Raw genomic sequence first — 20892 nt, 5'->3', positions numbered from 1 at the left:
TCGCCCCTTGGTCTCTGACTGAAAGTTGTTTTTTCCTCGGTTTAGGACGAACTTTGCGGTCCTCTTGGCTTAGCCATGATACGAATCAAATGCACAACTTCATCTGAAGCTGCGCGCCCTATCGTCCTCGCCAGCTATCTATTTCAACACAGGCCAAGTGAGCGCACGACTGCGCTGTGCGGCGCAGCAATCGGTATCGCAGGCTACACCTGCTTCCCCGCAATGATCTCCTGCAGCGTCGCCACGTGCCGCGCGAAGGCGCCGCGGCCGGCTGCGGTCGCGGTCACCGTGGTCTGCGGCTTCTTGCCGACGAAGGCCTTGTCGACCGAGACGTAGCCGGCCTTGGCCAAGGTCTCGATATGCGCGCCGAGATTGCCGTCGCCGGCGCCGCAGCGCTCGCGCACGATCATCCCTGCCGGGCCATCCAACGTCGGTACTGCCTGGTGCGCAGCGCGTTGCTGAATTGCTGCACGATCAGAGCGCGCAATGGCAGTACATTCGGGTTGGGAGACCGGCCTTTGCTGAGCTTCTTCAACTGAAACTTGACCGCAGCCATGTTGGCAAGAGACGCCAGAGTTTTGCTCTTCCATTCGATCGGTCGCAGTTGCGGCGCATTGTCCTTTCCGAGCCGCCAGTCCCGCGGCAGATGAGGATCGATGGCGAGGGCCGTACCGATGCCGATCATATCGACCCCGCTGCCGAGCACCTGCTCCGCAACCGGTTTGCGGCGGATACCCCCGGTCACCATCACGGGCATCCTTGCCACGGTTTTGATGTCGGTGGCGAACTCGACGAAGTAGGCCTCGCGGGCCAGTGTGCGACCGTCACGCGCCTGCCCCTGCATCGCCGGTGCCTCGTAGCTGCCACCCGAGAGCTCGACCAGGTCGACGCCGAGATGGTTGAGCATCCCCACCACCGACTTGGCATCGTCGGTGCTAAATCCTCCGCGCTGAAAGTCGGCCGAGTTCAGCTTGACCGCAACGGCAAAGCCGGGGGAAACCACTGCGCGAACAGCCTTGACGATCTCGAGCAGAAGACGCGCCCTGTTCTCCAGCGGACCGCCCCATTGATCCCCGCGACGATTGGTGAGCGGCGACAGAAACTGACTGAGCAGGTAGCCGTGTGCGGCGTGGATCTCCACGCCGGTGAACCCGGCCTGCTCCGCGAGCTGCGCAGCACCGGCAAAGCGCCCGATGACGTCCGCGATCGCCTCCGAAGTCATCTCCCGAGGCGTCGAGAAGTGCTTCGACATCCTGCCCAGGTCGAGCGGGATCGCCGACGGCGCCCATGTCTCCTGCCCCAGATTGGCGCGCATCTGCCGGCCGGGGTGGTTGATCTGCATCCAGAACTGCGCCCCCTTCGACCGGCCGATTTTGGCCCAACGCTTGAACCGGTCCAGGTGCCTGTCGTTCTCCAGCACGACCCCGCCGGGTCCCGTCATTGCGCGGCGATCGATCATCACGTTTCCCGTGAGAAGCAGACCGGCGCCGCCATCGGCCCAGGACTGGTAGAGGCGCATGAGCTGGTCGGACGGCGCCTGATCGGCATCCGCCATGTTCTCTTCCATCGACGCCTTGGCGATACGGTTTGGGACGATCGACCCGTTGGGGAGGACCAGTCTATCGAACAAGCTCATGAAGCAATTCTCTCGACCGATGGGACGCGGAGTTCGCGCGAAAATGCGATGATGGAGGGCGCCCGTGCCTTGATCGCGGCCCAACCTTACGCTTAAAGTTAACTTTAAGGTCAACCCCCAATTCGAGGCCAGGTCATGAAGATAGGAGAGCTTGCGGAGCGCACCGGCCTGACGGCGTCGCGGATTCGCTTCTATGAGGCGAGCGGTTTGATCTCCGCCGTCGAGCGCAATCGCAATGGATATCGCGAATACACAAGCGAAGCTGTTCTGACGCTGGAGATCATCACCAGTGCCCAGAATGCCGGATTCTCCCTTCAGGAAATCCGCAGCCTGCTGCCGCCGAACCGGGGCGCCTGGCAAAAAGACAAGTTGCTATTGGTACTGAAGAAGAAGGTCGGCGAAATCGAGCTGCTGCGCGACCGCCTGGCCGAGAGCAAGACGCAATTGCTTGCGATCATCGAGACGATCGAGCAACGGCCGGAGGGCCTGTCGTGCGACGACAACGCAAAGCGCGTGATCAAGCGCTTCCGACAAAAGGCCCCTTCAGCGCTCAAGGACGTGAACTCCAGCCCGGCCATCAAGGCGAGACGCGCTCAGGCCTCACGCCAAGGTGCGCGTCGCTCCGCCGCGTCGTGAGCCTCGTTCTGCAGGCCCGTGAGCGCCCTAGCTCTGCTTCCCCGCAATGATCTCCTGCAGCGTCCCGACATGGCGCGCGAACGCGACGAAGCTGCTCTACCCTTCTCCCCTTGCGGGAGAAGGTGGCGCGAAGCGCCGGATGAGGGGTCTCTATCCACGGAACGACTTTTGATGAGGAGCGAACCCCTCACCCCAGCGAGTCTGCGTCTACCGTCTTCGCGGCCCTCTCCCGCAAGGGGAGAGGGCGCATCAAACGGCATCGCAGAGCTAAACCTGCTTTCCCGCAATGATCTCCTGCAGCGTTGCCACATGCCGCGCGAAGGCGCCGCGGCCGGTGGCTGTGGCGGTCACTGTCGTCTGCGGCTTCTTGCCCACAAAAGCCTTGTCGACCGAGACGTAGCCAGCCTTGGCGAGCGTCTCGATATGCGCGCCGAGATTACCATCGGTGGCACCGGTGAGCTTCTTGAGCCGGGAAAATTCGAGGCCGGCTGCCGGCGGCAGTGCGTTGAGCGCCGCCATGATCTTCAGCCGCAGCGGCTGATGGATGATGTCGTCGAGCTCGGCCATCAGATCCGCCGCATCCAGAGACCACCGACGATCAGTCCACCGCCGTTGACGAAGGCCATCCAGAGCGGGAACGGCTCACCGATGTAGAAGAAACCGATCAGCGTCAGTGCACTGATGACGAGACCGATCGCGACGAACGCATAGCCGAACCAAAGACCGGCGAGCGTGTAGAACAGCATGAAATAGATCGGCCAGAACGCGCCGAGCTGGCGCGGACCGAAATGACCGAGCACGTTGGTGCAGATATAGCCGAACGCAAAGAACAGCACGAATACCAGCAGAAGCCTGACGTCGAAAGCGGCGCCATTGACGTGCGGCGGACTCAGCAATCGGATCGCGACCAGGCCGCCGACACCAAGGATGTCGACGGCAGGCCATGCGTAGACTGCGTAGAACGGCCAGAGCCAGGTCACGACGTTGCCAGCGAAGACCAGAACACCCCACCAGACCGCGGCGAGGCTCGCCAGCTCATAGAGCTGCGATTGCTTCACACGCTGGACGATGTCGTCGATATCGGCCAGCGCTGCTGACGCCTCCTTGCTGTCGATCATGACTGGCCGCTCCCCCGCGTTGCCACATCCTCGGCGATCGCATTGACGGCCTTCGGGCTGGTGACCATGCCCATGTGATTGACGCCCTCGATCAGTTTGACGTCGACGGACGGTTTGATCGCCTGCACGGTCTCGGCATATTTGTCCGAGATCATCATCTCGTCCTCGGCACCGCCGAAGATCGTCATCGGATGCGTCACCGCCGGCAGATCGAGGCGGTAGCCGTGGGTCGCAAAGTTGCGCATCAGGCGGTCGGAATAGGTCGGGGTCAGAATCCGTTCCGAATTCGCAGGCACCGCGAAGGCGAGCACCGGGAGCTGCGCGCAGCAATCGATGCCGAGCTTGCGCAGCGCGGCGAGAGCGAAATAACGCGGCAGGTCGGCATTGGCCCAACCGCCGGAGTGCGGCTTGTTGGTCGGTGCATCATAGCCGAGATAGGGCGCGACCAGCACGGTGCGGACGAACAGATCCTGGATGATCGGCGTCGCTGCGACGCGCAGCGAGAAGCCGGCGCCCGCGGAATGGCCGACCAGGGTCAGCGGCAGATCCGGCGCGCTCTTGCGGACATGGGCGACGAAGTCGACGAGGTCGTCCTCGAGCTGGCCGACATAGCCGATATCGCCGTGCGTGCCCGAGGCCCCGTGGCCGCGTGTGTCGAGCGCCCAGGTCTCGACGCCGCGGGCTGCCATCGCGGCCGTGAGCGTATGGTTGACGGTGCCCGATGAGCCGGAAGAGCCATGGATAAAGATGGCGCCGCGGTCGGTGGCTGTTCCTTTCGGCGCATAGTGCCGGAAGCCGAGCCATGTGCCGTCGCGGGCCTGGAAGCGCTCCAGCGCCGGCAATGTGGACCAGTCGATGCCCTTGGCGGACTCCGCGACAGAGCGCATCTCGGCGGGCCGCTCCAGCGGCGTCGCAATCAGGGCGGTCAGCAGCAGCGCGACCGCGCCGACCGCGCACAGCCCCCATTTCAGCAAGCTCAGAGCACCTCGCAGCAGCTGGAACGCCATGACCTAACTCCATCAGATCAACATATATAGAGAACTCTATAACGTAGAGTACTCCAGCAATCAAGACCCGGATTCGCGCTTGCCGGCGAAAATCCTTAACGTCGAGATCGACCCCAAAATGCCGAATCGTTTGCCGATGCCGCCTGCGGAACCGCTGCCCAATACGCCCGAATTCACCGTCTCCGAGCTCTCGCAGTCCCTGAAACGGACGGTGGAGGACACCTATGGCCATGTCCGGGTCCGCGGCGAGATCTCCGGGTTCCGCGGCGCGCATTCCTCCGGCCATTGCTATTTCGCGCTCAAGGACGAGAGCGCCAAGATCGAGGCGGTGATCTGGAAGGGCGTGCACGGCCGGATGCGCTTCAAGCCCCAGGAAGGGCTCGAGGTCATCGCCACCGGCAAGCTCACGACCTATCCGGGCTCCTCCAAGTACCAGATCGTGATCGAGGCGCTGGAGCCGGCCGGCATCGGCGCGCTGATGGCGCTGATGGAGGAGCGCAAGAAGAAGCTCGCCGCCGAAGGCCTGTTCGACGAAGCGCGCAAGCAGCTGCTGCCCTGGCTGCCGGACGTGATCGGCGTCGTGACCTCGCCGACCGGCGCGGTGATCCGCGACATCCTGCACCGGCTGGAAGATCGCTTCCCCCGCCATGTGCTGGTGTGGCCGGTGAAAGTTCAGGGCGAGGGCTCGGCCGAGCAGGTCGCGGCCGCGATCCGCGGCTTCAACGCGTTGCCTGAGGGCGGCAAGATTCCACGGCCTGACGTTCTCATCGTCGCGCGCGGCGGCGGCTCGCTGGAGGATCTCTGGTCGTTCAACGAGGAGATCGTGGTGCGCGCTGCGGCCGAGAGCATGATCCCGCTGATCTCGGCGGTCGGCCACGAGACCGACATCACGCTGATCGATTTTGTCGCCGACAAGCGCGCGCCGACGCCGACGGCCGCCGCCGAGATGGCGGTGCCGGTGCGCAGCGAATTGTTCGTCGAGGTCGCCGATCTCGCGCGGCGCACGCGCGCCTATTGGCAGCGTGCCCATGAGAGCCGCCGCAGCGAATTGCGCGCCGCCGCGCGCGCGCTGCCGGCTGCAGGCGATCTGCTCGCGATCCCGCGGCAACGGCTGGATTCGGCAGGCGCCTCCCTGCCCCGCGGGCTCAAGGCCAACACGCACGCGCATTTCCGCAGGTTCACGGCGGCGAGCTCGAAGCTGACGCTGCGGGTGCTGCACGGCCAGATCTCGCAGGCCGGGCACCGGCTCACCGTGTGCGGCGAACGGCTCGGCCTGTCCGCGCGCTCGCTGCTGCGGCAACGCCGCGACCGCTTTGCCGGGCTTGAAGTGCGCCTGCGCGCCTCAAAGCTCTCCAACGCGCAAGCACAGCGCAACGCGATTGCCCGCCAGCGCGAGCGCACGCATCGCCTCACTGAGCGCGCCAACCGCGCGCTTGTCACGTTGCTGCAGCGCTTGGATGCCCGCGTCGAGAACAGCGGCAAGCTGCTCTCCGCACTGTCCTATCGCGGGGTGCTCGCCCGCGGCTATGCGCTGGTGCGCGACGAAGCCGGGCATCCGCTGCATTCGGCGGACAGCGTCGGGCCCGGCGCACGAGTCGAGATCGAGTTCGCGGATGGACGTGTCGGCGCGACGGCGGATGCAGATCGGCCAGCACCTGTGGCCAAGCGCGCGCCGTCGCAGCCGAAGCCCGCGGCGCAGGAGGCGAAGCCAGCGCCGAAACGCGTAGGCAAGCCGGTGGATCAGGGCAGTTTGTTTTAGGCGCGACGGCGTCGCCCCAATCCCGTCATTGCGAGCGCAGCGAAGCAATCCAGAGTCCCTCCGCGGAAAGATTCTGGATTGCTTCGCTACGCTCGCAATGACGACTTGGAGGCAGCGTAGCCCCTATCGACAGGACAATCCCGCGTCCATTGTGGTCCAGAAGCCGCAATGTTCCGGCGCGAGCTGAGGTGCGCCGGCTTGGGCTTCGAACAGGAAAACCACAACGGTGAAGATCAGCAGTGCGGACGAAAAGATGGCGAGGCGGTTGCGCATGAAGAATGCGTTTAGCCGACATCATGGTCGAACTAAGGCACCGACATCCGCTGAAACCGGTGTGATGCGCGAACCGTAGGTTCCCCGGCCGGCCCCGCTTACCGCGCCAGCCACTCCGCGACTTCCTTCTGCGACTCCGCGCGCGCTTCGGAATCGGTGCCGAGATGGCCGTGCTCGGGGGCGGCGGCATCGGCGCTGCTGGCGGCCGCGTGCAGCGGCGTGTTGGCACGGTCGAAATCGTGATAGGCGCCGGGATAGACCACGATGCGCGCGAGCGCGCTGCGGCCATGCGCGCCGTCCACCATCTGGCGGCAGGCCGGCGGCGACGAGACGTCGTCATTGGCGCCGATCAGCACCAGCGTCGGCACCCGCGTGCTCCAGCCGAGACCGGCGGAGATCCGGCAATCCGGATAGAACGCGATCGCGGCGCGGAAATCCGGTCCCGCATCGCGCGCCACGCTCTGCGGACGCACCGCCCAGAGCAGCGCGCTGGCGCCGTTGGCCCAGCCGATCAGGCTGACACGATCCCGCGCCACCCATTTCTGCTTCATCAGCCAGGCGCGCGATGCCGCGATGTCGGTGACGCGCTCGCGCCGCGCCTTGACGTGCACCTCCTTGACGCGGCATTGCGGTCCGAGCTCGCGCGAGCCGTAGCTGTCCGGCAGCAGCACGGCATTGCCGGCCCTGAGCAGGCGCTCGGCCCAGTCGCGATAGCGCGGCTGAACGGACTCAGAATGGCTGCCGAGGCCACCGCAGCCATGCAGCGCAATCACGGTCGGAAACGGCCCCTCGCCCTCGGGCTTGAACAGCTGCGCATGCAGGACGCCGGACGATAGTGGAATCTCGACCAGCGCAGGTGCAGGCGCCGGCGCGGCATGCGCGGCTGACATCAAGAGCGTCAGGAATAGGGCGGTCAGTCTAAGGCGCATCGGACTCTGTCGCAGGAGGTGCCGCACGGCCTCAATACCATGCGTAAACGGCGGCAAAACATCACAAACCGGTGGGTTTAACGGGCGGACAACCCACCCCATCTATGCTACATCCGATCCAACACATCGTGCCCTGCAAGGTTTTCCAAACAGGGCCATCCACGGAGACTTTCGACCGTGCTGAACAAGTTCGGCCCCTCGGGCCATGGCGAAGCGCAGGTGCAATATCTCGACGGCGATTTCCGCGTGATCTCGCCGGGGACGTTCGTGCGTTGCGCCATCACCGACACGCGGATTCCGCTCGACGAATTGAAGTACTGGAGCGTGGACCTGCAGGAAGCCTACGCCACGCCCGGCGCCGTGCTGCAGCGGCATTTCCCCGGCGCGCCGAAGCCGCAGCCGTGACGCCTCGCCCGCGCAGCTATGGCTGCTCGGGACCATCCGCACCCACGCAGGTCTTGATCGCACTCTTCCGCGCCTCGCCGACGACCTTCTGATCGATCGCCTGCTTCAGGCAGTCGAGCCGCGCCTGCGCCATGCAGAGCTGCATCTGGTCGCGCTTGTCCTGTCCCTTCAGATTTTGCGTCGTGGCAAGACACGTCACGCGCTTGGTTGCGGGAACCGGCACCGCGGCGCCCGGAGCAGCAGGAGCCGGCGTCGTTTGTGCAAACACCGGCGCAACAATCAGACACACAAGGCTGGCGGCAACAGCCGCGAAGGGCAGTTTCATCGCATTCTCCAGGATCGCCCTAAAGCGATAGGGGTTTTGCGATGAATGTCGGCTGAATGGCGAACCGGTGTAGGGTGGGCAAAGCGCAGCGTGCCCACCATTTCACTCCGGACGCGAACATGGATGGTGGGCACGCTTCGCTTTGCCCACCCTACGAGATCAGCGCCAGCAGCGAGATCACCGCGTGCCGAACCTTCGCTCGCGCGCTTTGTAGAGATGGTCGCTGATCAGCTGCTTGAGCTTGGCCGGGTCGTCGAATTCGAGCTGGACGGCGAAGGGCACGATGCCATCGGGCACGCCCTCGGTGCCGTGCATGCGTGCGAGGTCTTTCTCTGTCGTCACCAGGATGAGCTGTTCGCGCTGAGCGTCGGTTGCGAGGGCGGCGAGCTCATCGCGCGAAAACATGTGGTGGTCGGCGAACGGGCGCGTGCGTGCGACCTCGATGCCGCTGGCGCGCAGGCTGCGGAAGAAGCGCTCGGGATCGCCGATGCCGGCGAAGGCGAAAACTGGCTTGCCGAACAGCTGCGCGACCGCAGCGGCATCCGGCTTCAGGCGCGCGCGCAGCACCCGCTTGCCGCGCGCGGAAATCTCCGATGCGACATCGTCCGCGGCATGGCCGTCGCCGATCAGCACCAGCGCATCGGTGCGCGAAAGCTGCGCCTTCAGCGGCGCGCGGAGCGGACCCGCGGGAAACACCTTGCCGTTGCCGAGGCCGCGCTCGCTGTCGATCACGATCAGCGAGGCGTCCTTCACGATGCGTGGATTCTGGAAGCCGTCATCCATCAGGATCACGGTGGCGCCTTGTGACTTCGCGAGCGCGACGCCGTCGAGGCGGTCGCGCGCGACCGCAACCGGCACGTCGCGCACCATCATCAATGGCTCGTCGCCGATGTCGGTGGCGGTGTGACGCATCCGATCGACCATCACCGGTCCGTGCAAGCGGCCGCCATAGCCGCGGCTGAGCACCATTGGTGTTTCGCCGAGGTCGCGCAGCAACTTCGTCAGCGCTAGCACGGTCGGCGTCTTGCCGGCGCCGCCAACATGGTAATTGCCGACGCAGAGCACGGGGATGCCGGCGTCGAAACCCCTGCGCGCCATGCGGCGTGCGGTGATGGCGCCATAGAGCGCGCCCAATGGGCTGAGGAGATGCGACTTCGAAGAACGCGGCCGGTACCAGAAGGCCGGCTCACGCATTGGCGGCTCCCATCTCGATCCGCAACTGCATCAGATACGGCTCGAGCGCCGTCATGGTGCGATCGAGCGCGCCGCCGAGCTCCTCGACCACGCTAGATCCTGCGCGCTGCATCTTGTCGCGCACGGTCGGCTCGGCCAGCAGCAGGCCGAGCTGCTTGACCAGCGCCTCCTGGGTATCGGCCTGGCGCGCGCCGCCGCTGCCGTCGAGCGCCGCATAGACATCGGCGAAGTTGAAGACGTGCGGACCGTGGACGATGGCCGCACCAAGCTTGATCGGCTCGATCGGATTCTGGCCACCATGGCGGATCAGCGATCCGCCCATGAAGACAATCGGCGAGAGGCGGTAGAACAGGCCGAGCTCGCCCATGGTGTCGGCGACATAGATATCGGTGGTGGCCGACAGCTGCTCATCGCGCGAGCGCAGGGCGGGTTTCAGGCCGGACGCGGTGATCATCCCCGATATCGAGGAGCCGCGATCGGGATGCCGCGGCACGATCACGGTCAGAAGCTGCGGAAAGAACCCGACCAGGTTGCGATGCGCGGCGACCAGCATCTCGTCCTCGCCCGGATGGGTCGAGGCCGCGACGATGATCGGGCGCCCGCGCGTCATCGCCATCAGCCGTTCGAGCTTTGCGGGATCGGCCGGCGGCGCCGGGACGTCGAGCTTGAGATTGCCCGTGGTGACGACGTCGCGGCTGCCGAGCGCGGAGAAACGCTCGGCGTCGGTCTTCGACTGCGCCAGGCAGATGTCGAAGCGCGACAGCAGCGCCGAGATGGTGCCGTGCATCCGGCGCCAGCGCGGGAACGAGCGCGGCGACATCCGCCCGTTGATCAGCACCATCGGCACGCGGCGCGCCGCGCCTGCCAGGATCAGGTTCGGCCACAAATCGGATTCGATGAACAGCGCCAGCGACGGCTTCCAATGGTCGAGGAAGCGCGCGACATAGCGCGGGGAATCATACGGCACGTATTGATGGATGACGTCGGGCGGAAAACGCTTTGCGACGACCGCGGCCGAGGTGACCGTGCCCGAGGTGAGCAGGATGCGCAGGTTGAGATCGCGTAAGCGCTCGATCAGCGCGGCCGCGGCCAAAACCTCGCCGACGCTGGCGCCGTGGATCCAGACCAGCGGGCCGTGCGGGCGCACGTCCTGGCTGAGCCCCCGCCGCTCGCCGACGCGCGCGGGATCTTCCTTGCCCTGCTTCAGCCGCCGCTTGATCAGCGCAGGCGCGAGCGGCACCAGGCCGGTGGCCAGGCGCTGATACATCCGCAGCGTCATGGGCAGCGATTTGGGCAGCGCATGGGGCAGCGAATTAGCCATCGGCAGGTCCCGGGCGGCCGAGCTGCGCATAGGCGCGGCGGGTCGCTTCGTTCAGCGTGTCTTCCAGCTCCTGCCGCAGCGCTTCCATGGTGGCGGCATCGGCGTCCGGCGGCACGTGGATTTCCTTGATGCCGACCAGCGCGCCCCGCCCGAACGGCAGATTGATGGTGGTGCGGTCCCAGTTCTTGAGCCGGATGAAGCGGCTGGTCGCCATTGCGAAAGGCATGATCGGCCGCCCCGATTCCCGTGCCAGCATGATGATGCCGAGGCCGGCCACGCGCGAGCGCTTGGGGACATCGGCGGTCAGCGCGACATTACAACCGTCCTGGAGCGTGTACACCATTTCCCTGAAGGCGCCGACGCCGCCTTTTCGGTGGAACGCGCCGCCGTGATCCCCGGAACCGCGGATGAGGCCGATGCCGAGCCGCTCGACGGCGATCGCATTGAACTCGCCGTCGCGGTGCCGGGAGATCAGGACTCTGGCCTTGTAGGAGTCCTTGTTCTTGATGAACGGGGTGAGAAAATGCTGGCCGTGCCAGAATGCGAAGATCGCCGGGATCTGCGGCTCGACGATGTCATAGACATCAGGCGGATCGAACGTGAATGTGTTCGTCCGCCAGACCAAACGCAGGTATTCGGCCGCCAGGACCCCGACGGCACGCTGAAACCAGCTGCTCCGCAGCGTATTGCGAAGCAGTTTTTTCAACGCGCCTTCGTTTCTTGATTCGGGTCGAGCAGCCGGTGGAGATGGACGATGAAATAGCGCATCTGCGCGTTGTCGACCGTGCTCTGCGCCTTGGCGCGCCAGGCGACGTGAGCGGCTGCATAGTTCGGATAGAGGCCGACGATCTCGACGTCGTCGAGGTTCTTGAAGGTGTTGTGCTCGAGGTCGAGCAGTTCGCCGCCAATCACGAGATGAAGCAGTTGTTGCGGGGCACTATCTGACATGGGTTCGGTTCCTAAGGGGCTGCCCGGCAAAGCAGTGTTCGACAAGCACGACGACAAGCGCTTCAGGCCAGGGGACGGTTTCGAAAATGCGCGACAATGCTCGCATGACGATCGCGTCCAGCTGCCACCAGCACCCCGTGCGTCACTTCCCGACGGTTATAGAGGATGGGATCTCCGGAGAGATCGCTCATCCTACCATCCGCTTCCTGCACGATCAAATCGGCCGCCGCAAGGTCCCAATCATGGCTATTGCCCCCCGCAAAAGCCGCATCCAGCCCGCCATGGGCGACCCGGCACAGCCGCAGCGCCAGTGACCCGATTCGCGGATGCAGCTTGATGTCGCCGCCTGAGGCATTGAGCCGCTCGACCATCGGCTTCGGGCCGGCGACCCGGGCGAAGTCGAGCACGGTCCCTCCCCTCGCCCGAACCCGCTTGCCATTGAGGATCGTGCCCTGGCCGCGGGCGGCGAAGAAGAATTCGTCAGAGGTCGGTGCGAACACCGCCGCGAGCACCGGCATGGCATCCTCGACCAGCGCGACGCTGACGCACCATTCGTCATGGCCGTTGAGATAGTTGCGGGTGCCGTCGATGGGATCGACCACCCAGGTCAACCGCCGCGACAATCGCGTGGCATCGTCGGCGCTCTCCTCCGACAGCCAGCCATAGTCCGGCGTGGCGCCGCGCAGGCGTGCTTCCAAGAGATCGTTGACGGCGATGTCGGCTTCCGAGACCGGCGAGGACGCGCCCTTGGTCCACTTCTTCAGCTCGGTGCGAAACATCGACTGCGCCAGCGCGCCCGCGTCTCGCACCGTGTCCTGCAGCAGCGCCGCATCGCGCGTCAGGATCGTTGCGTCGAGACTGTCAGCGTCCGCCAAGCGTCAATCCCTCGATGCGCACCGTCGGCGCATTGATGCCGTAGCGGAATTCCAGATTGTTCGCGGGCTGCATCGACTTGAAGATCTCGAACAGGTGGCCCGCGATCGTCACCTCGCTCACGGGATAGGTGAGCTCGCCATTCTCGATCCAGAAGCCAGAGGCGCCGCGGCTGTAATCGCCGGTGACGCCGTTGACGCCGGAGCCGATCAGATCGGTGACGTAAAAGCCCTGTTTGATGTCGGCGATCAGCTCGGCCGGCGTCGGCGCGCCGGGCTCGAGATGCAGATTGTATGGTCCGGGCGATGGCGAGGACGACACGCCGCGATGGGCGTGGCCGGTGGTGGTGAGGCCGAGCTCGCGCGCGGTGGCGCAGTCGAGCAGCCAGGTCGTGAGCACGCCCTCGTCGATCAGCGCGGTCTTCTTCACCGCGACGCCCTCGGCGTCGAACGTCTGCGAGCGCAGGCCGCGCTTGCGCAGGGGATCGTCGATGATGCGGATGTTTTTCGCGAACAGCTGCTGGCCGAGCTTGTCCTTCAGGAAGCTGGTCTTGCGCGCGATCGAGGCGCCGTTGATGGCGCCGACGACATGGCCGACCAGCGAGCCCGCGACGCGCGGGTCGAACACCACGGGCACCTTGCAGGTCTCGACCTTGCGCGGATTGTAGCGCGCCACGGTGCGCTCGCCGGCGGAGCGGCCGACGATCTCCGGCGACAACAAATCGGCACCGTGCGGCGCCGAGGTGAAGTCGTAGTCGCGCTCCATGCCGGTGCCTTCGCCGACGATCGCAGTCGCCGAGATGCCCTGACTGGAACGCAGATAAGAGCCGTGGAAGCCGGTGCTGGTGACGAGCACCATGCCGCCGATGCCGGCAGAGGCCGAGGCGCCGCCGGATTTCGACACGCCCTTGACGGCAAGTGCAGCGGCCTCGGCTTCCAGCGCGCGGCGCTCGAGCTCGGCAGTTGCGGGCACGCCGGGATCGAGCAGATCGAGATCGGGGAAATCGCGCGCGAGCAGCGCGGGATCGGCAAGGCCGACATATTTGTCGTCGGGTGCGACGCGCGCCATCGCGACCGCGCGTTCGGCAAGCTTGGTCACGGCATCGCCGCTCACGTCATTGGTGGAGACCACGGCCTGGCGCTGGCCGACCAGAACGCGCAAGCCAACATCGTCGCCCTCGGACCGCTCGGATTCCTCGACGCGGCCGTCGCGCACCTCGACACCTTGCGAGATGCCGCGCACCGCGACTGCATCGGCCGCATCCGCGCCGGCGCGCTTCGCCGCCTCGACCAGACGCTGAGCGAGATCGGACAGCGCGGACTGATCGAACAGGTCGCGATTGGACTTTGAAGAGTCCTGGGGCGAAAGCGTCGAGCTTGGTGAAGGGTTCACAAACGAAATCCTGTTGGGGCGCGGGAGGTTTCGGGGCGATCATAGGCCCTGAACACCAGATGTGCCCAAATGGTGCGGACTTCAAGCATTATCAGCCTGCAAAAGGCTCAGATTCGCAGCTTCCGCGCAACGTCTCGTCAATCATCCGCGCCAAGGTCTTGTCAATCATGGCGGGCGGTGACGCTGGGTTAACCAGCCTTTTTAAGCGGTTTCGGAAACGAGCGCGCTAAGGTCCTCGCATCGACCGGGAACATAATCCTGGCGGGGAGAACTAAAGCCGTGAGGCGTCAAACAGCAACATGCGGGGCCAACCCCGCCGGGTCGAGCCGCAGCTTGCGGCTCGACCCTCTTTCCCTTCCGGTCCGCTTCGATGCGCATGATCCGCGCGCCGACGGCTACACCAGGCAAATCGAGCTTCACCGCGAACGTGTCGTGCTGCGCCGTGCCGTCCGCGGCATGCAGATGGCGATCAACGTCCGCGTCAGCGACTTCACCGGCGTCGCACTGCGCGGCAATGACGAGGCGCAGACCCTCGTCCTGGTGCATCGTGATCCCTCACTCTCCGTTCCGCTCTGCGTCAGCGCTGATCACGAGGAGATCGAAACTGCGTGGACGCTGTGGAGCGAAATCTTCGCGCTGCCGCAACTCGATGAAGGCAAGCGCGACCCGGCACCGCGTCGCCGCCGCAGCAATGCGATCCGCGACAGGCGTCCGAAATTCCTGATGCGCCGTCGCGTGGGCAACATGCGTGACGCCAGCATTCATCGCGGCGAGCGCGAGATCATCGCGCGGAATTGAACGCGCTTCAACTTAGATTCGCAAGACGCTAGTAAGCGCTATAAGCTCGCATTTGACGGGAGAGCGCTTGCGGAAGAGAGTTGGAATATTTCTACTGTTCTTGCCTGCGGCCATGCTCGCGGCCGGCCTATTCGGCATAGTGCACGATCAGATAAGTTATTCCGTATCCAGCGAATACTTTACAAAATTCAAGTTCGTCCAGTTTCACTTACTCGATCCTGGCGTCCCCGAACGCATTCGAGTGGCCAAAGTTGGATTTCTGGCATCATGGTGGATGGGAATACCGCTCGGTATTCTCTGTGGCTCGGCTGGCTTCATCCAGCGATCGCCCGCTCTCATGTCGCGCGCGCTGATTCAGTCGCTCATCGTCATCGCCTCCTTTACTATGCTGGTTGCCCTTGCGGGTCTGGTCTACGGCTGGCAGCAGACGGGAGCAATCGATCTGGGTAGCTATCGTGGCTGGTTCATCCCGCGCGATGTGAAAGAGCTTCGTCGGTTCCTTTGCGCTGGCTATATGCACAACAGTGCGTATCTCGGCGGAGGTCTATCCATTGCTGCTGCGTGGCTTTTCCATCTCATTTTTAGGGTACGCCATCCGAACCCAACTAGCTAAGCGGTGACACTAAGCATTATGCCGCCCGCATCACCGCGTCCGCAAGCAACCCCGCAAACAGCAACAGCCCCGCATGCTTGTTCGAATAGAACAGCCGCTTGCAGAGCTCGGGATCCTCGATCCTCAGCCGCATGATCTGCGACGCCAGATGCGCGGCAAAGGCCGCAAGCCCGATCCAGGCCGGCCAGCGCGCATCACCTGACGCCAGCGCGACACCGATCAGCATCACCGATACGCCGTAGAACAGGATCAGCGCCTGATGCGTGTGCGCACCGAACAGGCGCGCAGTGGACTTGATGCCGATCAGCGCATCGTCCTCGGTGTCCTGGTGCGCATAGATGGTGTCATAGCCGATCACCCAGGAAATCGCGCCGACATAGAGCACGAGCGCAGTCAATTCGATGCGTCCGAACGTGACAGCGAATCCCATCAAAGCGCCCCAGGAAAAGGCGAGGCCCAGGAAGATCTGCGGCCACCAGGTGATGCGCTTCATGAAGGGATAGATCGCGACAACCACCAGCGAGGCGATGCCGGTCAGGACCGCGAAGCGGTTGAATTGCAGCAACACCAACAAGCCGATCAGCGCCTGCGCGACCATGAAGGCCAGCGCTTGCTTCGTGGTCAGCTGCCCCGATGGCAGCGGCCGCGAACGCGTGCGCTCGACCCTGGCGTCGAGGTCGCGGTCGGTGATGTCGTTCCAGGCGCAGCCTGCCCCGCGCATCACGAAGGCGCCGATGAAAAACAAGACGATGGTAAGCGGCAGGCCGCGGATGTCATGCGCCATGCCGGCGGCGAGCGCGGCCGACCACCAGCACGGCATCAACAATAGCCAGGAGCCGATCGGACGATCGAAGCGGGACAAGCGCAGATATGGCCGCGCCCATTGCGGCGCGAGCGTATCGACCCAGTTGCCGGTGGAATCGGCAACGCGGGCGGATGTGTCGCTCATCGGGTGAGGACGTTGCCGTTGAGTGTGTCGAAGGTGCTGCCGCCCTTCTTGCCGGCATTGGCTTCTGGCGCCGAGCCCGAACCCACCACCTCGCTCAGCGACGGACCGGCCGGACCGCGCGGCTGGTTCTGCATCTGCTGCGCAACGTTGCAGACCTTCGTCGCCATGGCCTCGGTGTTCTTGTGGCCGTCCTTCATCTGGGCGCCGACGTTCGGCGGAATTCCGCATTTGGCGGCATGAACCTCGACGTATTTGATCATCTTGGTCTCAGCCTGGCTGAAATTGCGGATCAGCTTGCAGGCCTCGTCCGGCGGCGCGTGACGATCGCTCGCGGCCTTGATCAGCTTGCCGCGCTTCTCGGCCTCCTCGCGGAGCGGCATGAACGCCTTCATGCAATCCTCGCCGGGACCGCCTTGCGTCGGCGGCGCCGCGCTGAATGCGCCGGCACCACCGATGGGGGCCGCGCCGTTGGTTGGGAACGAGGCTTGCGGCGCGCCGCCGACGGAGGCGACCGGCGCCGAACCGTTGACGGGCGGAAACGCGGAATCTGTTGCGGCCTGGTTCGGCAGTGGCGCCGGGAACCCCTGGGCATGAGCGCCCACGGCACCCATGGTGACCATGGCGGCAGTGATCGGAACCATCAAACGACGGATCATCAAGATAGTCTCTCCGGCAGGAGCTTACGGGCTCGGCGTCTTCCCAATTGAAGCGCAACCAGCGTGCTCGCGATTCTACGATTCCCGCCGGCGCTTAACAACCCGTCGAATAGGGCAAGAGCGCGGCGCGCCGACGCACCAATTCGGCAATATTTACCCCGAAACGGCTGCTTTCGGTTAAGAACGGCGGCAAATCGGACTTTTGATCAATGCCCTCCCACGATTTTCGCGCCCCCCGCCTGTTCGTCGAGCCCCCCCTGGCCCAGGATGCCATGGTTCCGCTCGACCGTGACCAGAGCAACTACCTCGGCAATGTGCTGCGGCTTGCCGCCGGGGCCGAGGTTTTGGCTTTTAACGGCCGCGACGGCGAATGGCAGGCGGCGATCGAGGGCCGCAAGCGGCCCGACAACCTCGTCATCCTCCAGCAAGTCCGCCCCCAGGATCGGCTGCCCGACCTCGCTTACGTCTTCGCCCCGCTCAAGCATGCCCGGCTCGATTACACGGTCCAGAAGGCCGTCGAGATGGGCGCCGCCATCCTGCAACCGGTCCAGACCCGGTTCACCCAGGCCTCCCGTGTCAACACCGAGCGCATGCGCGCCAATGTCGTCGAGGCCGCCGAGCAATGCGGGATCCTGAGCCTCGCCACCGTGGCCGAACCCGCGCCGCTCGAGCGCTACCTCAGCCAGCGCCCCGCCGACCGCCTGCTGGTGTTCTGCGACGAGGCGGCCGCGGTCGAGAATCCCATCCGGAGCCTGCAACAGGCGCGCGCGTCCGGGCACGGTATCGACGTCCTGATCGGCCCCGAGGGCGGCTTCGCCGAGGAAGAGCGGGCCCTGCTGCTGCGCCAGCCCAGGATCCTGCGGCTGGCGCTGGGCCCGCGGATCCTGCGGGCCGACACAGCCGCGGTGGCGGCGCTGGCGCTGGTGCAGGCCGTGCTGGGCGATTGGGGCGGCACGCGCGATTAGGTCGCGATATCCCGGCTAGCTGTGCTCCCTCACAGCTCGGTGCAGAGTCTCGGACGGCAGCTCGCCGAACGCCGCCCTGTAGCTCGCCGCGAACTCGCTCAAATGCCAGAAGCCATGGGCAATGGCGCAGGCCTTCACGCTGCGCCGTCCCGGGCCGGTGCGCAGCTGCCGGCGCACCGACCACAGACGCAGGACCCGGCTATAGCGATGCGGGCTCATGCCGCAGATGGCCTGCGTCGCACTCTGGAGGGTGCGAACCGACACGCCCACCCGCTCGGCCATTTCGGTCGTCTTGAGCCAGATCGTCAGATCGTGCCGGATCAATCTTTCCATGTTGGCGACGATCCGCAGATAGCTTTCCGTCGTGGCGTGCCCGGGCCTGCTGTCCACGCTGGTCTGGATGGCGCCGTCGATCGCGCTGAGCAGCGATTGTTCAACAACCGCTCGCGACGTCGGCTCGTTCAGGAAGTCCGGATCATTGGCGGCGGTTTCAAGCGTCGCGGAGATCAGGCACCGCAGGGAGGCGAGCACATCCGATGCCGGGCTCAGCAAATGATAGCCATCCAATCGAGGCCAGGGCTCGCACGCCGGCGGCGTGAAGTAGACGACGCCGATCAGGCGGCCGACCGGCTCATAGACCAGGCAATCGGACGCACCCTTCAGAATGACGATCGAGCTCCCGATTGGCTGCCCATTGATGCGGGTCGAGGTCACATGATCCATCGGCACCACCACGGCGGCGGCATGCACCAGTTGATAACCGCGAATGATCCGCGGGAAGGTCTGCACCAGAGACAGGCTCAGGTTCGGCAGGCTGAGCCGTGCACGCATGATCGCAGTCGACCCGGCAGACAACGGCATGCTGGACGCACCGGCATATCTCTCACTGTCGCCGAAATGGTCGATGTCATACGACTGGAGCTCGAGCGCCGATGATGGCTTGAGACCCTGGAACGACAACAAGCGCTCCGCAGCGCCTTTTTGAACTCCATCGCGAGCAATATTGAGATGGCTTTGGCTTTGATCCATGTCCTGCCGCTTACTTCCCCTTCTTCGTCGCCGCGACGACTTTGGCGGCACTCAGATCATCCGGTCCGTTGATGCCGGCGCGCTTGAGATCGCGAAGCAGCTTCGTCAGCAACAGCATGTTGGTCTTCTGTAGCTCGTGGTTGTTGCCAAACTTGAATGCGTTCTGCTCGGTCACGATCAGCCCGGCCTTGGTCTCGGCGAGAATCTTCCGCCTCTTCAATCCCGCCACGCGACGGCGAACCGTCTCCAGCGGCAGGCTGAGGAAGCGAGAGAGTGCCGCGCGGGAAACGCCCTGCTTGATCCTATCCGGCTCGACCGTGTGAATGCTGGAAAACTCCTCGTCCAGCGACGGATCGTTCATCACATTGATGACGTTCGCATTGAGAATGGCGTGAACGATCAGAAGGTCCATCGGATCGAATTCGTCGTAATTCCGGAACATCTCGCTGATTGAAAACAGCATATAGGCCAGCGTGTGTCGCGAGACCGTCCGGATGATATCAGAAGCATTGCGCATGAATCGGAAACTAATAGTCATCTTGTAAACGAAGGCAGCCGTGAGCGTATCATCCCGCCTACCCAATTTGAGTATGTGACAATCGATTGCGGACGGATGCGGAGACGCCCCGCCCCTAGCCGACTTGAATGAGCACGAAACAGCCTTGCGGCGCCCCCGCGCCATTGGCACCGCGGAACATTTAGAATAAGGTATTAAATTACCTATGCTCCAGTCCGGTGACGACTCCGGGCAAGATCGTCCAGACCGCTCTCAAGTCGTTAAGCGATTGATCCTTTGGAGGTCGAAACCGTTTCTCGGCCATGCTAAGGGCTGCGCGAATTCTGTGCTTCCCCTTGGCCTCCCCTTTGGCCTTCCCTTGCCTGCCCGGTTCCACCGGGACGATGGACCCCGAGATGACCGCGACTGCCACCTCAAATGCTGCCGGCTCCGCCGCCTGGGCGGATACGCTGCTGTTGTCGTTTGCGCAGGCCGGCTACGTCAGGGCCGAGCCCGCCATCCTGCAACCGGCCGAGCCGTTCCTCGACCTGTCCGGCGAGGACATCCGCAAAAGCCTCTATCTGACGACGGACCTGTCCGGCGAAGAGCTCTGCCTGCGCCCCGACCTGACGATCCCCGTGGCGCGCGACTATCTCGCCTCCAGCCGCGCCGGCCAGCCGGCCGGGTTCAGCTATCTCGGTCCCGTGTTCCGCTACCGCAGCGGACAAGCCAGCGAATTCCTCCAGGCCGGCATCGAGTCGTTCGGCCGCCAGGACCGCGCGGCCGCGGATGCCGAGACGCTGGCGCTGGCGCTGGAGGCGACGGCCGCTTTCGGCGTGCGCGACGTCGAGATCCGCACCGGCGACGTGGCGCTGTTCAACGCATTGCTCGACGCGCTCGACCTTTATCCGGTCTGGCGCCGCCGCCTGGTCAAGGACTTCCATCGCAAGATCAGCCTGGAGCAGGACCTGGAAGGGTTGGCCCGCACCACCGCAACCACCCGCAGCGAATATGAGGGCGTGCTGGCCGCGCTCGCGGGCTCCGATCGCAAGGCGGCGCTGGCCTTCGTCACCGATCTGATGTCGATCGCCGGCACCACCAATGTCGGTGGCCGCACCACGGCCGAGATCGCCGACCGCTTCCTCGAGCAGTCGACGCTGAAGGGCGGTGCGCTGCCGCGCGAGGCGATCACCGTGCTGAAGCGTTTCCTGTCGATCTCAGGCAATCCGGACGATGCCATTGCCGAGCTGCGCGCATTGACCGCTGACGCAAAGCTCGACCTTGCCGGCGCGATCGACCAGTTCGAGAGCCGAATCGGCTTCATGGCGGCGCGCGGCATCGACGTGAAGAATACGCGCTTCTCGACCGCGTTCGGGCGCGGCCTCGATTACTACACCGGCTTCGAATTCGAGCTGCATCACAAAGGCAACGGCGCCGAGCCGCTGGTTGCCGGCGGCCGCTATGATGGACTGATGACCCAGCTTGGATCGCCGGCGCCGATCCCGGCCGTCGGCTTCTCGGTCTGGGTGGACGCGCTGACCAGGATCGGCCGCAAGGTGGGAGCTTAAGT

The 20892-nt window shown here is 64.7% G+C and carries 25 protein-coding genes; 7 read left to right on the top strand and 18 right to left on the bottom strand.

Translation table 11 applies throughout. The features are described from left to right. Positions 1 to 203: 203 nt before the first annotated feature. Both ACP2YP_RS06345 and ACP2YP_RS06340 read right to left on the bottom strand, forming a co-directional pair. On the bottom strand, positions 204 to 488 hold the full coding sequence (locus ACP2YP_RS06345) for a transcriptional regulator (RefSeq protein WP_426426060.1): 285 nt from the start codon (positions 486 to 488) through the stop codon (positions 204 to 206). Continuing rightward, positions 407 to 1636 carry an NADH:flavin oxidoreductase/NADH oxidase family protein gene (locus ACP2YP_RS06340; protein WP_426423053.1) on the bottom strand — a complete coding sequence of 410 codons (1230 nt, stop codon included), beginning with the start codon at positions 1634 to 1636 and terminating at the stop codon, positions 407 to 409. Before ACP2YP_RS06340 ends, ACP2YP_RS06345 begins: the two co-directional genes overlap by 82 nt. Positions 1637 to 1771: 135 nt before the next feature. Here ACP2YP_RS06340 and ACP2YP_RS06335 point away from each other — a divergent pair, with 135 nt between their 5' ends. Next, entirely contained in the window at positions 1772 to 2272 is a 501-nt protein-coding gene (locus tag ACP2YP_RS06335; RefSeq protein WP_426423051.1) for a MerR family transcriptional regulator, read from the top strand. A gap of 267 nt (positions 2273 to 2539) precedes the next feature. Here ACP2YP_RS06335 and ACP2YP_RS06330 read toward each other — a convergent pair whose 3' ends face one another. Genes ACP2YP_RS06330 through ACP2YP_RS06320 form a run of 3 tightly spaced genes read right to left on the bottom strand, consistent with a single transcriptional unit; the run spans position 2540 to position 4397 of the window. Next, positions 2540 to 2839, bottom strand: a complete 300-nt coding sequence (locus ACP2YP_RS06330) for a winged helix-turn-helix domain-containing protein (protein ID WP_426423049.1) — start codon at positions 2837 to 2839, stop codon at positions 2540 to 2542. After that, entirely contained in the window at positions 2839 to 3390 is a 552-nt protein-coding gene (locus ACP2YP_RS06325) for a hypothetical protein (RefSeq protein WP_426423047.1), read from the bottom strand. Before ACP2YP_RS06325 ends, ACP2YP_RS06330 begins: the two co-directional genes overlap by 1 nt. Beyond that, positions 3387 to 4397, bottom strand: coding sequence for an alpha/beta hydrolase (locus ACP2YP_RS06320; protein WP_426423046.1), 1011 nt, complete (start codon positions 4395 to 4397; stop codon positions 3387 to 3389). The genes ACP2YP_RS06325 and ACP2YP_RS06320 overlap by 4 nt, the downstream gene beginning before the upstream one ends. Positions 4398 to 4533: 136 nt before the next feature. Here ACP2YP_RS06320 and xseA point away from each other — a divergent pair, with 136 nt between their 5' ends. Beyond that, a complete protein-coding gene (gene xseA / locus ACP2YP_RS06315) occupies positions 4534 to 6156 on the top strand; it encodes an exodeoxyribonuclease VII large subunit (protein ID WP_426426059.1) in 1623 nt (540 codons plus the stop codon). Between the two features lie 123 nt (positions 6157 to 6279). Here xseA and ACP2YP_RS06310 read toward each other — a convergent pair whose 3' ends face one another. Then, positions 6280 to 6429, bottom strand: a complete 150-nt coding sequence (locus tag ACP2YP_RS06310; RefSeq protein ID WP_426423044.1) for a hypothetical protein — start codon at positions 6427 to 6429, stop codon at positions 6280 to 6282. Positions 6430 to 6527: 98 nt separating this feature from the next. Beyond that, on the bottom strand, positions 6528 to 7358 hold the full coding sequence (locus ACP2YP_RS06305; protein ID WP_426423043.1) for a dienelactone hydrolase family protein: 831 nt from the start codon (positions 7356 to 7358) through the stop codon (positions 6528 to 6530). Positions 7359 to 7535: 177 nt separating this feature from the next. On the opposite strand from ACP2YP_RS06305, the gene ACP2YP_RS06300 reads away from it, so the two are divergent. Beyond that, the gene (locus ACP2YP_RS06300) at positions 7536 to 7763 is read left to right on the top strand and encodes a DUF2093 domain-containing protein (RefSeq protein ID WP_426423042.1); all 228 of its coding nucleotides are present in this window, start codon (positions 7536 to 7538) and stop codon (positions 7761 to 7763) included. Positions 7764 to 7779: 16 nt separating this feature from the next. Here the strand turns inward: ACP2YP_RS06300 and ACP2YP_RS06295 are convergent, their stop codons facing one another. The 7 genes from ACP2YP_RS06295 to ACP2YP_RS06265 form a co-directional block, all read right to left on the bottom strand. Then, on the bottom strand, positions 7780 to 8088 hold the full coding sequence (locus ACP2YP_RS06295) for a hypothetical protein (protein WP_426423041.1): 309 nt from the start codon (positions 8086 to 8088) through the stop codon (positions 7780 to 7782). Between the two features lie 177 nt (positions 8089 to 8265). Then, positions 8266 to 9282: a tetraacyldisaccharide 4'-kinase gene (gene lpxK, locus ACP2YP_RS06290; protein WP_426423040.1), complete on the bottom strand. Its 1017-nt coding sequence runs from the start codon at positions 9280 to 9282 to the stop codon at positions 8266 to 8268. Then, a complete protein-coding gene (locus tag ACP2YP_RS06285; RefSeq protein WP_426423039.1) occupies positions 9275 to 10633 on the bottom strand; it encodes a 3-deoxy-D-manno-octulosonic acid transferase in 1359 nt (452 codons plus the stop codon). Before ACP2YP_RS06285 ends, lpxK begins: the two co-directional genes overlap by 8 nt. Continuing rightward, entirely contained in the window at positions 10596 to 11309 is a 714-nt protein-coding gene (locus tag ACP2YP_RS06280; protein ID WP_426423037.1) for a lysophospholipid acyltransferase family protein, read from the bottom strand. Before ACP2YP_RS06280 ends, ACP2YP_RS06285 begins: the two co-directional genes overlap by 38 nt. After that, positions 11306 to 11551 carry a DUF4170 domain-containing protein gene (locus ACP2YP_RS06275; protein WP_234685462.1) on the bottom strand — a complete coding sequence of 82 codons (246 nt, stop codon included), beginning with the start codon at positions 11549 to 11551 and terminating at the stop codon, positions 11306 to 11308. Before ACP2YP_RS06275 ends, ACP2YP_RS06280 begins: the two co-directional genes overlap by 4 nt. Positions 11552 to 11613: 62 nt before the next feature. Next, the gene (locus ACP2YP_RS06270) at positions 11614 to 12426 is read right to left on the bottom strand and encodes an inositol monophosphatase family protein (protein ID WP_426423035.1); all 813 of its coding nucleotides are present in this window, start codon (positions 12424 to 12426) and stop codon (positions 11614 to 11616) included. Further along, positions 12413 to 13816: a TldD/PmbA family protein gene (locus ACP2YP_RS06265; RefSeq protein WP_426423033.1), complete on the bottom strand. Its 1404-nt coding sequence runs from the start codon at positions 13814 to 13816 to the stop codon at positions 12413 to 12415. Before ACP2YP_RS06265 ends, ACP2YP_RS06270 begins: the two co-directional genes overlap by 14 nt. Positions 13817 to 14095: 279 nt before the next feature. Between ACP2YP_RS06265 and ACP2YP_RS06260 the strand changes: the two genes are divergently transcribed. Together ACP2YP_RS06260 and ACP2YP_RS06255 are read left to right on the top strand one after the other, a co-directional pair. Next, entirely contained in the window at positions 14096 to 14614 is a 519-nt protein-coding gene (locus tag ACP2YP_RS06260; RefSeq protein ID WP_426423031.1) for a DUF6101 family protein, read from the top strand. A gap of 67 nt (positions 14615 to 14681) precedes the next feature. Then, positions 14682 to 15227, top strand: coding sequence for a hypothetical protein (locus ACP2YP_RS06255; RefSeq protein ID WP_426423029.1), 546 nt, complete (start codon positions 14682 to 14684; stop codon positions 15225 to 15227). A 16-nt stretch (positions 15228 to 15243) separates the two neighbouring features. On the opposite strand, the gene ubiA is transcribed toward ACP2YP_RS06255, so the two are convergent. Next, positions 15244 to 16176, bottom strand: a complete 933-nt coding sequence (ubiA, locus tag ACP2YP_RS06250; RefSeq protein ID WP_426423027.1) for a 4-hydroxybenzoate octaprenyltransferase — start codon at positions 16174 to 16176, stop codon at positions 15244 to 15246. After that, complete coding sequence (locus ACP2YP_RS06245; RefSeq protein WP_426423026.1) at positions 16173 to 16832, bottom strand: hypothetical protein; 660 nt, start codon at positions 16830 to 16832, stop codon at positions 16173 to 16175. The genes ubiA and ACP2YP_RS06245 overlap by 4 nt, the downstream gene beginning before the upstream one ends. Before the next feature lie 209 nt (positions 16833 to 17041). On the opposite strand from ACP2YP_RS06245, the gene ACP2YP_RS06240 reads away from it, so the two are divergent. After that, positions 17042 to 17797 carry a 16S rRNA (uracil(1498)-N(3))-methyltransferase gene (locus ACP2YP_RS06240; RefSeq protein WP_426423024.1) on the top strand — a complete coding sequence of 252 codons (756 nt, stop codon included), beginning with the start codon at positions 17042 to 17044 and terminating at the stop codon, positions 17795 to 17797. 15 nt (positions 17798 to 17812) lie between these two features. On the opposite strand, the gene ACP2YP_RS06235 is transcribed toward ACP2YP_RS06240, so the two are convergent. Both ACP2YP_RS06235 and ACP2YP_RS06230 read right to left on the bottom strand, forming a co-directional pair. Then, positions 17813 to 18757, bottom strand: a complete 945-nt coding sequence (locus tag ACP2YP_RS06235) for a helix-turn-helix domain-containing protein (RefSeq protein WP_426423022.1) — start codon at positions 18755 to 18757, stop codon at positions 17813 to 17815. Positions 18758 to 18836: 79 nt separating this feature from the next. Further along, positions 18837 to 19508, bottom strand: a complete 672-nt coding sequence (locus ACP2YP_RS06230; protein WP_426423020.1) for a hypothetical protein — start codon at positions 19506 to 19508, stop codon at positions 18837 to 18839. 230 nt (positions 19509 to 19738) lie between these two features. Between ACP2YP_RS06230 and ACP2YP_RS06225 the strand changes: the two genes are divergently transcribed. After that, on the top strand, positions 19739 to 20890 hold the full coding sequence (locus tag ACP2YP_RS06225) for an ATP phosphoribosyltransferase regulatory subunit (protein ID WP_426423018.1): 1152 nt from the start codon (positions 19739 to 19741) through the stop codon (positions 20888 to 20890). Positions 20891 to 20892: the final 2 nt, after the last annotated feature.

The sequence above is a fragment of the Bradyrhizobium genosp. A genome, assembly GCF_049949275.1.
Lineage (GTDB): Bacteria > Pseudomonadota > Alphaproteobacteria > Rhizobiales > Xanthobacteraceae > Bradyrhizobium.
This window is presented reverse-complemented; position numbering and strand designations above follow the sequence as displayed.